At 68.0% G+C, this 14255-nt stretch carries 11 protein-coding genes; 8 read left to right on the top strand and 3 right to left on the bottom strand.

What is annotated here, in order from left to right:
- Positions 1-4: 4 nt before the first annotated feature.
- Complete coding sequence (locus L0C25_RS01670; protein ID WP_271634636.1) at positions 5-1372, bottom strand: SLC13 family permease; 1368 nt, start codon at positions 1370-1372, stop codon at positions 5-7.
- 246 nt (positions 1373-1618) lie between these two features.
- On the opposite strand from L0C25_RS01670, the gene L0C25_RS01675 reads away from it, so the two are divergent.
- From L0C25_RS01675 to L0C25_RS01705, 7 genes are all read left to right on the top strand, one after another.
- The gene (locus L0C25_RS01675) at positions 1619-2776 is read left to right on the top strand and encodes a pyridoxal-phosphate-dependent aminotransferase family protein (RefSeq protein ID WP_271634637.1); all 1158 of its coding nucleotides are present in this window, start codon (positions 1619-1621) and stop codon (positions 2774-2776) included.
- 5 nt (positions 2777-2781) lie between these two features.
- Complete coding sequence (locus L0C25_RS01680; RefSeq protein ID WP_271634638.1) at positions 2782-5703, top strand: FAD-binding and (Fe-S)-binding domain-containing protein; 2922 nt, start codon at positions 2782-2784, stop codon at positions 5701-5703.
- Positions 5704-5752: 49 nt separating this feature from the next.
- A complete protein-coding gene (gene aceB, locus L0C25_RS01685) occupies positions 5753-7348 on the top strand; it encodes a malate synthase A (protein ID WP_271634639.1) in 1596 nt (531 codons plus the stop codon).
- A 171-nt stretch (positions 7349-7519) separates the two neighbouring features.
- Positions 7520-8677 (top strand): CaiB/BaiF CoA transferase family protein, encoded by a 1158-nt coding sequence (locus L0C25_RS01690; RefSeq protein ID WP_271634640.1) that lies wholly within the window; start codon positions 7520-7522, stop codon positions 8675-8677.
- Positions 8674-9441, top strand: a complete 768-nt coding sequence (locus L0C25_RS01695) for an enoyl-CoA hydratase (RefSeq protein ID WP_271634641.1) — start codon at positions 8674-8676, stop codon at positions 9439-9441. Before L0C25_RS01690 ends, L0C25_RS01695 begins: the two co-directional genes overlap by 4 nt.
- Positions 9442-9576: 135 nt before the next feature.
- Positions 9577-10149: a PadR family transcriptional regulator gene (locus L0C25_RS01700; protein ID WP_271634642.1), complete on the top strand. Its 573-nt coding sequence runs from the start codon at positions 9577-9579 to the stop codon at positions 10147-10149.
- Positions 10128-11618: a DHA2 family efflux MFS transporter permease subunit gene (locus L0C25_RS01705; RefSeq protein WP_271634643.1), complete on the top strand. Its 1491-nt coding sequence runs from the start codon at positions 10128-10130 to the stop codon at positions 11616-11618. Before L0C25_RS01700 ends, L0C25_RS01705 begins: the two co-directional genes overlap by 22 nt.
- Positions 11619-11863: 245 nt before the next feature.
- Here L0C25_RS01705 and L0C25_RS01710 read toward each other — a convergent pair whose 3' ends face one another.
- Complete coding sequence (locus L0C25_RS01710; protein WP_271634644.1) at positions 11864-12136, bottom strand: helix-turn-helix domain-containing protein; 273 nt, start codon at positions 12134-12136, stop codon at positions 11864-11866.
- A 69-nt stretch (positions 12137-12205) separates the two neighbouring features.
- Between L0C25_RS01710 and map the strand changes: the two genes are divergently transcribed.
- A complete protein-coding gene (gene map, locus L0C25_RS01715) occupies positions 12206-12976 on the top strand; it encodes a type I methionyl aminopeptidase (RefSeq protein WP_271634645.1) in 771 nt (256 codons plus the stop codon).
- On the opposite strand, the gene L0C25_RS01720 is transcribed toward map, so the two are convergent.
- Positions 12973-14145 (bottom strand): serine hydrolase domain-containing protein, encoded by a 1173-nt coding sequence (locus L0C25_RS01720; protein WP_271634646.1) that lies wholly within the window; start codon positions 14143-14145, stop codon positions 12973-12975. The two genes, map and L0C25_RS01720, sit on opposite strands and share 4 nt — an antisense overlap.
- Positions 14146-14255 lie beyond the last annotated feature (110 nt).

The raw sequence follows: 14255 nt of genomic DNA on the forward strand, positions 1-14255 counted from the left end.
CCGCTCACCCCCACCCGGGCACCACGAAGATGGCCCACGTGGTGATCGGCGCGATCAGGCACATCGAGAAGCCCCACGCCATCAGCTGCTTGTAGACCCGGTCGCGGTCTTCGTCGCCCGCGTTCGCGACAACGAGCGCGCCGCTGGTGGAGAACGGGCTCGAGTCGACGACGGACGACGATATCGCCAGTGCACAGATCATCCCGATCGCGCCGACCTCACCGTCGAGCAGGAACGGAACCGCGAGCGGGATGAGGGCACCGAGGATGCCGGTCGTCGACGCGAAGGCCGAGACGACGGCCCCGATGAAGCAGATCAAGATGGCGGCAACCAGCGGCGCGCCGATGTCGGCGACGTTGTCGCCCATCCAATCGATCGTGCCGATCAGCTCCATCAGCGACACGTACGTGACGATGCCGCAGATCAGCAGCACGGTCGGCCAAGCGATCGCGCTCACGGCACCCTTGTTCGCGCCGGGCGAGAACACCGACAAGATGACGGCGAGCGTGATGGCCGAGAAGCCGACGTCGAGCTCGAAGCCGAGTGCACCGACCGCAAGCGCCAACATGCCGATCACGGTGAGCATTCGGTTTCGGTCGAGAGTGGTGACCGGTTCCGCGAGGTCACTGCTCGGGATCGTGGTCGTCTGCACCGCGGCCGTCGTTGCGCGCCGCTCGGACGGTGAGGTCGGGCCGCTGTGGGCCGAACCGCCGTCATGGCTGTCGATCATCTCGCCGTCGCCGGCGTCGATCTTGCCGAGCAGCGAGCGCCCACCGAAGAGAATGAAGGTGACGATGCCGAGCGCGATGTTGAAGAACAACGAGGACAGGAACAACACCGTCGGGCTGCCGTCCAGGTCGCTCTTCTCGACGACGCCGTTGGTGATGCCGCCGAAGATGCTCAGCGGCGAGAACCCGCCGGCACTCGCGCCGTTGATCACCATCAGGCCCATCAGCAGCGGGTTGATGTTGTAGCGCTTGGCGAAGCCCATCCCGATCGGCGCGATGATCGCGACCGCCGCCGGCACCACGGCGCCGAACGCCGTGATGATTCCGGTGACCGCGAACATCACCCACGGGATGAGCGCGACCCGGCCTCCGACCGCGCGTACGGCCTTGTGGACGAGCCAGTCGACCGTGCCGTTCTCCTTCGCGAGCGCGAACAGGTACGTCACGCCGACGAGGATCACGAACAGGTCGCCGGGAAAGCCGCCGAGGATGGTGTCGACCTTGTCGTCCATCGGCCCGGAGAGTACGAAGGAGCCGACGACGAAGGCCGCGACGAGGGCCAGTGCTCCCATGTGCACCGGCAGTACAGTCGCGATCAAGAAGACCGCGACGAGGACAAGTATTGAGATCAGTTGGTCCGACACATTCGCCTCCACGCTTGCATGTTCGAGCCGGGATCCCCCGCACTTCCGCTAAGCGAAAGAGATATTCCACGGACAGGGTGCCGTGTGAGCCAGGTCTCGTCAAGACGTCGACCGGCATGCGTACGAAGAATGTGGGCGTACCCTTGATGCTCGCTCCGCAATCATCCATAATGCGATAGAGAAATTCCGAACAGCGGATATTGCCGGCATCGAGTGCGCCGGCCGATCGACCGTGGGAGGACGCCGATGGGACGGCACTACCTGCAGATCCCGGGACCAACCAACTGCCCCGAGGAGGTCCTCCGGGCGATCGCGAAACCGACCATCGATCACCGCGGGCCGGAGTTCCAGGCCATGGGCAAGCGGGTTCTCGAGAACATCAAGCCGGTGTTCAAGACCAAGAACCCCGTCATCATCTACCCGGCGTCCGGCACGGGCGCCTGGGAGGCGGCACTGGTCAACACGTTGAGCCCCGGCGATCGGGTGCTCTGCTTCGAGACCGGCCATTTCGCGGCACTCTGGCAGACGATGGCGACCGAGCTCGGCCTCACCGTCGACTTCGTACCCGGCGACTGGCGCCATGGCGTCGACACCGACGTACTCGCCGAGCGGCTGACCGCCGACACCGCGCATGAGATCAAGGCCGTCTGCTGCGTCCACAACGAGACGTCGACGGGAGTCACGAGCCGGATCGGCGACGTACGCGAGGCGATGGACGCGTCGGGCCACCCCGCCCTGCTGCTCGTCGACACGATCTCCTCGCTCGGGTCGATCGACTACCGGCACGACGAGTGGAAGGTCGACGTCACGGTCGCGGGGTCCCAGAAGGGGCTGATGCTTCCGCCGGGGCTCAGCTTCAACGCGGTCAGCGACAAGGCCCTGGCGGCGTACGAGACCGCGGGGTTGCGCAAATCCTTCTGGGACTGGAAGCCGATTCTCGACGCGAACGCCAGCGGGTTCTGGCAGTACACCCCGGCCACGAACCTGCTGTACGGTCTCGAGGTCGCCCTGCGGCTGCTCGAGGAGGAGGGCCTCGACAACGTGTTCGCCCGGCACCAGCGACACTCGGCCGCGACGCGCGCGGCGGTCGCCGCCTGGGGCGGCGGGCTCGAGGTCCAGTGCCTCGACGAGCGGGAGCACTCCGGTGCGCTCACGGCGATCCGCGTACCCGACGGGCATGATGCCGACGCGATCCGGAAGCTGATCCTCGACCGGTTCGACATGTCGCTGGGCGCGGGACTCACCAAGCTCGCCGGAAGGGTCTTCCGGATCGGCCACATCGGCTGGTTCGAGGACCTCAGCCTGATCGGCACCCTCGGTGGCGTACAGATCGGGCTGTCGTTGTCGGGCGTACCGATCAAGAAGGACGGCGTCGACACGGCCATGGAGGTCCTCGAACGATGACGGCGGTGGAGACACCGGTCGACGCGCCCGCGGCGTTCGCCGACGAGCTGCAGCGGGCGGTACGCGGCGACGTACGGTTCGACGACTACTCGCGCCACCTGTTCTCCCGCGACGCCAGCATGTACACGATCCGTCCGGTCGGCGTCGTCTGCCCGCGCGACCACGAGGACGTCGCGGCCGCCGTACGTGTCGCCGCGAAGCACGGCGTCGAGATAACGCCGCGCGGTGCCGGTACGAGCCTCGCTGGGCAGACCGTCGGCCGCGGCATCGTGCTCGACTTCTCCAAGTACATGAACCGGATCCTCGACCTCGACCCGGAAGCGCGTACGGCGCGTGTCCAGGTCGGAGTCGTGCAGGACGACCTGAACCGGGCGGCCGCGCCGTACGGCCTGATGTTCGGCCCCGACACGTCGACCAGCAACCGCGCGACCATCGGCGGGATGCTCGGCAACAACTCCGCCGGCAGCGGGTCGCTGCGCTACGGCATGACCATCGACCACGTACGTGCGCTCGACGCCATACTCGCCGACGGCAGCACTGCGCACTTCGGACCGGTCGACGGCGCGGAGGTCGATCGCCGCGCGGGTGCTCCGACACTCGAGGGCAGCCTCTACCGCGAGCTCCCCCGCATCGTCGGCGACAATGCAGCGGCCATCGCCGACGGATTCCCGCCGTTCTGGCGGCGCGCGTGCGGTTACCGGCTCGACCGGCTCGCCGACGATGCGACACCGTTCGACCTGGCGAAGTTCATCGTCGGCTGCGAGGGCACGCTGGCGATCGCGACCGAGGTCGACGTCGACCTCGTACCCAAGCCGAAGCACACCGTTTACGCCGTTGGCCACTTCGAGACGACCCAGCAGGCGATCGAGGCCACCGGCGACGCGCTGTCGTGCGAGCCGGCTCAGGTCGAGCTGATGGACAAGACGATCCTCGACCTGTCCCGGCAGAAGATCGAGTACGCCGACCTCGGCGACCATCTCGTCGGCGACCCCGCGGCGCTGCTGTTCGTCTCCTTCAACGGCGACGATCGCGACGAGGTTCTGCGCCGCCTCGACCACCTGATCGAGGTGTGGGCCGCCGCCGGCCACGGCTATCACACGCTCACCCTGGTCACTCCTGCCGAACAAGAGGCTCTGCTCAAGGTTCGTAAGTCGAGTCTCGGCCTGCTGATGGCGGCCAGCGAGGGCACCAACCGTCCGCTGGCGTTCGTCGAGGACACCGCAGTGCCTCCGGAGCGGCTCGCGGAGTACACCGCACGGTTCGCTCAGATCCTCGACACATATGAGATGAAGGCCGGCTTCTACGGTCACTGCTCGGTTGGCTGTCTGCACATCCGGCCGTTCGTCGACCTCGCTGACCCCGACGAGATCGCCCGCATGCGTACGGTCGCGGCGAAGATCAAGGAACTCGTCCGTGAGTTCGGCGGCGTCAACTCCTCCGAGCACGGCGACGGATTGGCGCGCTCGGAGTTCAACCGAGACATCTTCGGCGACGAGCTGTACGAAGCGATGCAGGACGTCAAGCGGGTCTTCGATCCGCAGGACATCCTCAACCCGGGCAAGATCGTCAACGCGCCGCCGATGACGGACAACCTTCGCGACGCGATGCTCGCTCCTGCGCCCGAGCTACGAACCCGGCTCGACTTCGAGGTCGTCGGCGGAATGCGCTCCGCCGCCGACCGCTGCATGAACATCGGCCTGTGCCGCAAGAGCACCACGGGTGCGATGTGCCCGTCGTACATCGCCACTCGCGACGAGGAGCACGCCACCCGCGGCCGCGCGAACGCGCTCGTCAAGGCGCTGTCCGAGCCGGACCCGAAGACCGCACTCGGCGACGAGCGGCTGCACGAGGTTCTCGACCTGTGCCTCATGTGCAAAGCCTGCAAGGCCGAGTGCCCGCTCGGCGTAGACATGGCCAAGCTCAAGAGCGAGGCACTCTCGCACCATCACGACATCCACGGCGTACCGCTCCGCTCGCGGGTGTTCGGCGCGATCCGCTCGCTGAACCGGATGGGGTCGACACTCGCGCCGATCGCGAACCTGCCGGGCCGGGTCCCGTTCGTACGTCGCCTGATGGAGCGTGTGCTCGGCATCGCCCGGGAGCGCCCGCTGCCGCGGTTCCACTTCCGCAACCTACGCAGGTGGTACGCCCGACAGCCGAAGCAGCATGCGCCGGCCGCACTCGGCACCGTCAACTTCCTCGCGGACTCGTTCACCACGTACACCGAGCCGCACATCGGCCAGGCCGCGATCGGCCTGCTGCAACAGGCGGGATGGAACGTCGACCTGCCTGCCGCGGGATGCTGTGGGCGCTCCGCGCTGTCCAAGGGCCTCGTCGACCAGGCGGCGGCCAGCGCCCGTGACATGGCCAAGCGTCTCGACAAGGGCACTGCTCCCGACTCTCCCATCGTCGGGTGTGAGCCGTCCTGCCTGTACACGCTGCGCGATGAGCACACCTCGCTCGCGCCCGACGATCCCCATGTGAAGGCCGTCGCCGGTCGCGTACGCCAGCTCGAGGAGCTGCTCGTCGACGCGATCGATGCCGGCCACCTCACGTTGGCAGCCGACTCCTGGCTCGCCGGGCGGCGCATCCTGTTCCATGGCCACTGCCACCAGAAGGCCGAGGTCGGCACGGCGGCGACGATGGAGCTGCTGCGCCGCATCCCGGGAGCGGAGGTCGTCGAGCTCGACGCCGGCTGCTGCGGCATGGCGGGCTCGTTCGGCTACGAATCCGAGCACTACGAGATCTCGATGAAGGTCGGCAGCGACCGGCTGTTCCCGGCCGTACGCGCCGAAGCACCCGAGACGGTGATCGCCGCTACCGGCACGTCGTGCCGCGAGCAGATCTCCCATGGAACCGACCGGTCCGCATGGCACCCGGTCGAGCTTGTCCACCAGGCACTCGGTTCCACCGACGCGCACCACTGACAGCTCGACCCACAAACATTTCCACTAGCAGAGAGAGGCAGGGCCCGCCGTGGCGAAAATCAACGTCGTCGCCGACGTCCCCGAGGACGCGCAGTCGATTCTGAGCGAGGCGGCACTCGCATTCCTCGCCGAGCTCCAGTCGCGCTTCGGCGCGCGCCGAGACGAGCTGCTCGCCCGTCGTCAGGAGCGCCGCGCGGAGGCCGCGCGTACCGGCGCGCTCGACTTCCTGCCCGAGACCGCCGACGTACGCGCCGGCGACTGGCAGGTCGCATCCCAACCACCTGACCTTCAGGATCGCCGCGTCGAGATGACCGGTCCGACCGATCGCAAGATGTCGATCAACGCGCTCAACTCCGGCGCACAGGTGTGGCTCGCCGACATGGAGGACGCGTCGACCCCGCACTGGAGCAACGTCGTCGAGAGCCAGGTCAGTCTGTACGACGGCATCCGCCGCCGGCTCTCGTACACCTCGCCGGAGGGCAAGGAGTACGCGCTCAAGGACCAGCGCCTCGCCACCATCGTGATGCGGCCGCGTGGCTGGCACTTCGACGAGGCAAACATCACCGTCGACGACTCACCGGTCGTCGGTGCGCTCGTCGACTTCGGGCTGTACTTCTTCCACAACGCAGCGGAGCTGATCGAACGCGGCAGCGGACCGTACTTCTACCTGCCGAAGATGGAGAGCCACCTCGAGGCGCGGCTGTGGAACGACGTGTTCACGTTCGCCGAGGACTATTGCGGCATCCCGTACGGCACGGTCCGCGCGACCGTGCTGATCGAGACGTTCCCGGCGGCGTTCGAGATGGACGAGATCCTGTACGAGCTGCGCGACCATGCCTCGGGCCTCAACGCCGGCCGGTGGGACTACCTGTTCTCGATCATCAAGACCTTCCGCGAGCGGCCCGAGTTCGTACTCCCGGATCGCAATGTCGTCGGGATGGCGTCGCCGTTCATGCGCGCGTACGCCGAGCTGCTGGTCAAGACGTGCCACCGGCGTGGGGCGATGGCGATCGGCGGAATGTCGGCGTTCATCCCGAGCCGTCGCGACGAGGAGGTCAACAAGGTCGCGTTCGCCAAGGTACGAGAGGACAAGGAGCGCGAAGCCGGGCAGGGATTCGACGGCTCCTGGGTCGCCCACCCCGATCTGGTGCCGCTGTGCCGCGAGGTGTTCGACGGCGTACTCGGCGATAGTCCGAACCAGGTGTCCAAGCAGCGCGACGATGTGAGTGCCGACGCCGCCGCCTTGCTCAACGTCACTACGACACCCGGCGACGTGACCCTCGCGGGCGTACACAACAACGTGCAGGTCTCCCTGCTCTACCTCGCGTCGTGGCTCGGTGGAGGCGGCGCGGTCGCGATCAACAACCTGATGGAGGACGCCGCAACTGCGGAGATCGCGCGTTCGCAGATCTGGCAGTGGGTTCGGCACGGCACCAAGCTGGACGACGGCACCACGCTGACCACGGATCTCGTAGCGGAGATCGTCGACGACGAGTACGCCAAGATCCGTACGACGGTTGGCGACGAGGCGTTCGACGCGGGGCATTACGCGCTCGCTCGGCGGATCTTCACCGAGATCGCCCTTGCCGACGAGTACGCCGACTTCCTGACGCTGCCGGCGTACCGAGCAGTGGTCGACCACTAGGTCGTGTCGCCGGAGCCCGCACCGATACGGGAGCGGGTCTCCGCGCCCGACCCGGCAAGGCGCGGGAGCGAGATTGGAGTGGATCCTCCTATGAGTGACCGTAACGCAGCCGGTCGGGATGCGGAGGCACGCGAGCCGGTGAGGGCTCCGGCGACGCGGCCTGGAGCTGACATGCCGCTTTCGGGAATCACGGTCATCGAGGTCGGCTCGTTCATCGCGGCACCGTTCGCAGCGATGCAGCTTGCCGACCTCGGTGCCCGGGTGCTCAAGATCGAGCCGCCCGGACGCGGCGACTTCGTGCGCGAGAACGCTCCGTTCGTCGGCGGAGAAAGCTCGTCGTTCCTGCGGTTGAACCGCAACAAGGAGTCGGTCACGCTCGACCTCAAGTCGCCGGAGGACGCGGACGCGTTCCGGAGGCTCGTCGCGGGTGCCGACGTACTGATCGAGAACCTTCGCCCCGGCGCGATGCAGCGGATGAGCCTCGGGTACGACGACCTGAGCACCGAGAACCCACGCCTGATCTACGCATCGGCCTCGGGATGGGGTCAGGACGGCCCGCTCGCCGACCTGCCCGGTCTCGACATCATGGCCCAGGCGCGCTCGGGCCTGATGAGCGTGACCGGGTTCCCCGATGCCGGGCCCGCGAAGGTCGGCGTACCCGTCTGCGATCTCACCAGCGCCCTCTACGTCGCTCTTGGGGTCGTCGCGGCGCTGCGCGAACGCGACCGTTCCGGGCGCGGGCAGCACCTCGACGTGTCGTTGCTCGAGTCCGGTGTCTCGCTGGCGGTCTGGGAGGCCGGCCGGTACTTCGGCGACGGCACCGTACCCGGCCCGCAGGGATCCGCGCACCAGTCGCAGGCGCCGTACCAAGCCGTCACGTCGGCCGACGGACACGTGACGATCGGCGCGAACACTCCGGGCCTGTGGGCCGCGTTCTGCGAGGCGCTCGGCCTCGACGACATCCGAGACGATGCGCGCTTCGCGCACAACTCGGGACGCATGGAGAACCGCGACGCGCTGATCGCCGAGATCGAGCGGGTGACGTCGAGGATGCCCACCAGCATCATCATCGAAGCACTGGCGACGGCGGGCGTACCGTGCGCACCGATCCACCGGTACGACGAGGTGTTCTCCGATCCGGCGCTCGATGCGCGGGACTTCTTCTGGGACGCACCGCACCCGACCGTCGGCGGCGTGCGCCAGATCGGTTCGCCGATGCGGCTGTCGCGTACGCCCGTCCGTCGCGACAACGCCGGCCCGCTGCTCGGCGACGCGACCGAACGCGTCCTCGCCGAGTTCGGCGTGGAGCGCACCGAGGAGAGCCGATGACCGACGAGCTCATCGTGGAGGCAGACGGCGCCGCGCTGCGGGTGACGTTCAACCGCCCACATGCACGCAACGCGATGACGCACGCGATGTACGACGGACTCGTCGCCGCATGCGATCGCGCGGACGCCGACGACGCCATCCGGGTGCTCGTGCTGCGGGGCGCCGGTGGCGCGGCGTTCGTCGCCGGCACCGACATCGCGCAGTTCGACGGGTTCGACGGCGCCCAGGGCGTCGCGTACGAGCGCTCGATCGACGCGACGGTCGGCCGGCTGCTCCGCGTCGACGTGCCAGTCGTCGCCGCGGTCGACGGTCCGTGCGTCGGCGGTGGTCTGGCGATCGCCGCCGCGGCGGACGTACGGATCGCGGGCACGGATGCACGCTTTGGGGTCCCGATCGCTCGTACGCTCGGCAACACGTTGTCGGCCGCGACGCTGGCGTTGCTCGAACGCCAGCTCGGCCACGCGCGTACCGTCGACATGCTGATCAGCGCGCGCTTCGTCGATGCGGCGGAAGCGCAGGCGTGCGGGTTCGTACGCGAGGTCGCCGCCGACGTGACTGCCGCGGCGGATGACATGGTCGAGCGACTGCTCGGCCATGCGCCCCTCACGCTGTGGTCGATCAAGGAGACCCTGCGCCGATTGCACGCCGATGCCGGCGAGGTCGACGCGTCCGACGTGATCGGCGCCGTCTACGGCTCGGCCGACTTCGCCGAAGGCGTCGCCGCGTTCGCCGACAAGCGCCAGCCGCGCTGGTCCGGCCGCTGACGTACGTCGTACTCCCCGCCGAGGTACGCCGTCCTGCCAATAGGGCACCCCGCTATCGGCGGGACGCCGTACCTCGGCGACCTGCGTGCTATTGTTCGGGGCGGAATATTCGGGCTGGAAACAGAGGGGGCCACCTTGCCGGCATTTCCCACGCCGTTGTCGATCTCGGTACTCGCCCTGCTGAACGAGCGACCGATGCATCCGTACGAGATGTACCAGCTGCTGCTCGAGCGTCATGAGGACCGGATCGTGAAGGTACGACCGGGCTCGCTCTACCACGTGGTGGAGCGCCTCGAGGACCGAGAGCTCGTCGAGGCCACCGGCACCGAGCGCGCGGGCAACCGCCCGGAGCGCACGACGTACGCGATCAGCGACTCCGGCAGGAGCACGTTGGTCACGTGGATCGACGACTCCGTCCGCACGCCGGTCAACGAGTACCCGATCTTCCCGCTCGCACTCAGCGAGCTGCACAACCTTCCCAAGGAGGACGCCGTCGCGGCCATCAAGGCACGCGTCGCCGGCCTCGACGAGCTGATCGCCGAGACCGACCACCTCATCAAGTACGCCCACGATGCCGATGTGTACGAGGCGTACTGGTTCTCGGCCGACTATCTGCGCACCAAGAACGTCGCCGAGCGCGACTGGTTGCGCACCACCGTTTCTCGTATCGAAAAGGGGGACCTTCCGTGGCCACACGGCAGGAACTGAACTCAGAGCGCGACCCGGAACATCCGGACTACCGCCCATGGCCGGCGCTTTGGGCGCTCGTCCTCGGCTTCTTCATGATCCTGGTCGACCAGACCATCGTTTCCGTCGCGACGCCGGCGATCATGGACGGCCTCGGCGCCGACGTGAACGAGGTCGTCTGGGTCACCAGCGCGTACCTGCTCGCGTTCGCCGTTCCGGTGCTCATCACCGGACGGCTCGGTGATCGGGTCGGCCCCAAGAACGTCTACCTCGTCGGCCTGACAGTATTCACCCTGGCATCCCTGTGGTGCGGGCTGACGACCACCATCGACCAGCTCATCATCGCCCGGGTGGTCCAAGGGCTCGGCGCATCGATGATGACGCCGCAGACGATGGCCGTCATCACTCGGCTGTTCCCGGCCAACCAACGTGGCAAGGCGATGAGCCTCTGGGGCGCGACGGCGGGCGTCGCCGTGCTGGTCGGCCCGATCCTCGGCGGCGTACTCGTCGACGGGCTCGGCTGGGAATGGATCTTCCTGATCAACGTGCCGGTCGGGGTCGTCGGATTCGTACTGGCATGGCGCCTCGTCCCGAAGCTGCCGACGCATGTGCACCGGTTCGACCTCCTCGGCGTCGCGCTGAGCGCCATCGGCATGTTCTTGCTGGTCTTCGGCATCCAGGAAGGCGAGGAGTACGACTGGGGCACCATCACGGGACCGATCTCGGTGTGGTCGCTCATCGCGACCGGCCTGGTCGTGATCGGGCTGTTCATCGCCTGGCAGGCCGTGAACAAGAACGAGCCGCTACTGCCCCTCGCGTTGTTCCGTGATCGCAACTTCTCGCTCGCCAACGTAGCGATCACAACCGTCGGGTTCGCGGTCACCTCGCTCGGGTTCCCGCTGATGCTGTACGCGCAGGCAGTGCGCGGTCTCAGTCCGACCGAGTCCGCGCTGCTGCTCGTGCCGATGGCGGTGATCAGCGGCGTACTCGCTCCGTTCGTCGGCCGGCTCACCGACCGAGTGCATCCGCGGTACGTCGCCGGCGTGGGGCTGCTCGCACTGCCGATCTCGCTGGCGTGGCTGAGCATGGCGATGGAACCGAATGCACCGATCTGGCACCTGCTGCTGCCGATCGCCGGACTCGGTGTCGCAAACGGCTTCATGTGGGCGCCGCTCGGTTCGACGGCGACCCGCAACCTGCCGATGCACCAGGCAGGTGCGGGTGCGGGCGTCTACAACGCCACGCGGCAGATCGGCGCCGTACTCGGCAGCGCGAGCATCGCCGCCCTGATGCAGGCGCGACTCACCGCGGAACTACCGGCGGCCGGTGGCGGCGCCGGGGCGTCCGAAGCCGGCGTGAGCAAGCTGCCGGAGTTCCTGCACGACGGGTTCAGCCAGGCGATGGCCGACTCGTTGCTGCTTCCCGCCGGCGTCATCGTGATCGGCCTCGTCGCGGTGCTGTGCTTCGCGCGCCCGAAGAATCTGGGGTGAGGTGGGGCGGTTTCATTGCGCCGGTTCCGGCGGTTCCGGCGCGCTGGGGTTGCTACTTCGGCGCTTTAGGCGGCGACGAGGATCCGTCTCGGGGTTGCCCGCGTTGCCGGTCGGCTTTCCCGACCATTTCGCTTCCACTTTCATCGTTGCCGTGCCGTTCGGTACCGGCTCCGGCCGTGGCGAGGAAGGAATCTGCATTTGGGTCGCTATCCGCGCCCAAACGCCGATTCTCTTCGACCGGCGCGTCATGGAGCACCGCTCGCGGCAACGAGCCCTTGCCACGCCGCCGCGACCTCGTCGAGGTCGACGGCGACGGCCCCGGCAAGGCCGACGACCGTTCCGAAGGCCGGCGAGGGGAGGCGCCCGGTCTCGATCTTGCGCAGCGTCTCCGGCGAGATGCCGGCCGCCTCGGCGACCTCTCCGAGGCTGCGCTCGCCGCGCGCTTCGCGCAGGAACCGGCCGAGGCGTCGCCCGGCGTCGATCTGCTCGGGCGTAAGCGGGTTGCGAACCAATGCCATCACCTCAGGGGTACGAGCGCCGTTTGAGCGCGACTCTGGTATTACTATACCAAGAGACGAGGAGGCACGTTGATCCAGTTGAAGTCCGCGCGTCAGATAGCGGAGATGCGCCCGGCCGGGCGGTTCGTCGGCGAGACGCTCGCCGAGCTGCGGGGCATGGTCGACGTCGGCGTCAACCTGATGGACCTCGAGCACCACACGCGCAGGCTCATCCGCGAACGCGGTGCCGCGTCGTGCTACTGGGACTACGCGCCGTCGTTCGGCGAAGGCCCGTTTCGCAACGTCATCTGCCTGTCCGTCAACGACGCCGTCCTGCACGGGCTTCCCACGTCGTACCGGCTCAAGGACGGCGACCTGCTCACCATGGACCTTGCGGTGTCCGTCGACGGATGGGTCGGCGACGCCGCGATCAGCGTGATCGCCGGTACGCCCCGCGACGAGGACGTACGCATCATCCGCGCCACGGAAGAGGGCCTGGCCGCCGGCATCGAGGCCTCGAGGGTCGGCAACCGGATCGGCGACGTGTCCGCCGCCGTGGCCGACGTCGCCGCCGCGTACGGGTATCCGGTCAACGACCAGTTCGGCGGCCACGGCGTCGGACACACGATGCACGAGCGGCCGTCCGTACCGAACACGGGGCGGGCCGGACGCGGCCTGCGGATCCGAGCAGGGCTGGTGTTCACGATCGAACCCTGGTTCGCGGCGACCACCAACGAGATCGTGTACGACCCCGACGGCTGGACCATCCGCTCGGGCGACGGCTCGCGTACGGCGCACTCCGAACACACCCTCGCGATCACCGAGGACGGTCCCGAGGTGCTCACCCGGCACGCCGACTAAGACCCCTGCTCGAGCAGCTCCGGGTCGAACAACGCGGCGACGATCGTCTGTACGTACGGGGCCTCCGAACCGTCCTGGTTGCCGGTCGGATTGAGGTTGTACACCAGCACGCGCTCGAGGTCACGCGTCGCGAACGCGGCCGTCGTGTAGCCGGGGACCGAGCCGCTCTTACCCCACAGCGATACGCCGTTCGGCAGCACCGTGTTCGTGAGACCCATGCTGTAGCACGCCCGACCCGCGTTCGGCCCGATCGAGCAGTTGGAGTCGTCGCCCGTGTACGGGACGTCCGGTAGCTCGAACAGCTTGCGCTGCTGGGCCGGTGCGAGCAGGGCGCCGCGGAGCAGCGCGCGAAGGAAGTGCCGCAGGTCGGCGGCACTGGAGACCATGCCGCCCTCGGCCCACGCGTACGGACTCTGCTCGGTGACGTCGGCGAGGCGTTCGCCCACCCTGACGTATCCGTGCGCATGCGGTCCACGGATCAGCGGATTGTTGAAGACCGGCACGTACGTGTCGCGCAGACCCAGCGGGCGGGTGATGCGGTTTCGGACCTCACGGGCGTACGAATGTCCCGTCACCTTCTCGACGAGCAGCCCCGCGATCCAGTAGTTGACGCCGTTGTAGCGCTGCGCAACGCCCGGCTTGTGCACCATGGGGTGCTTGGCGGCGTTGGCGACGATCTCCCGCGGAGACCTCGCCAGGAACCGGTGCCGGACGAACCAACGCGGGTCTCTCTCCTTCGGATACATCGAGTACGGCAGTCCGCTGGTGTGGTTGAGCACCTCGCCAACCGTGATCGTGGGGTACCGCTTCGGCAACAGGTCAGGGAGGTAACGCTGTACTGGCCGGCTCAGGCGCAGCTCTCCCTCCTCCACGAGCTGCAGGGCCACGGTCGCCGTGAACGCCTTGGTGACGCTCCCGACTCGGAACAGGCCGTCGGGTCGCACGGGGCGATCGGTGCGGATGTCGGAGACTCCGGCCGTGTCCGACCAGCGGCCGGCGTCACCGGTGACCGAGATCAGCGCTCCGGTCATGTCGTCCGCCGGCAGGTCGGAGAGGACCTCCTCGATCGGGCCGGGATCCAGCGGCGGCAGGTCGTCGCGCGAGGCGGCCCCGACGCCTTGCGCTTGCGCGTTCCCAACGGGAACGGTGAGCAGGCCGGCGAGGCTCAAACCCGCAACAATCGTATTCAGTCGGCGTGACGTCCGCATCTGGGTGCGACTCCTTCGTTCGGCAACGCGCTCGATCCTTCCGGGCGACGCACCGCACCGGCATCGGGAAG

It is taken from the genome of Solicola gregarius (assembly GCF_025790165.1).
GTDB classification, from domain to species: Bacteria; Actinomycetota; Actinomycetes; order Propionibacteriales; family Nocardioidaceae; genus Solicola; species Solicola gregarius.

What these genes read in the sequence shown, in the direction of transcription:
- L0C25_RS01675 (WP_271634637.1), top strand. Translation starts at nt 1,619, where the DNA reads ATGGGACGGCACTACCTGCAGATCCCGGGACCAACCAACTGCCCCGAG.
- L0C25_RS01690 (WP_271634640.1), top strand. Translation starts at nt 7,520, where the DNA reads ATGCCGCTTTCGGGAATCACGGTCATCGAGGTCGGCTCGTTCATCGCG.
- L0C25_RS01695 (WP_271634641.1), top strand. Translation starts at nt 8,674, where the DNA reads ATGACCGACGAGCTCATCGTGGAGGCAGACGGCGCCGCGCTGCGGGTG.
- L0C25_RS01710 (WP_271634644.1), bottom strand. Translation starts at nt 12,136, where the DNA reads ATGGCATTGGTTCGCAACCCGCTTACGCCCGAGCAGATCGACGCCGGG.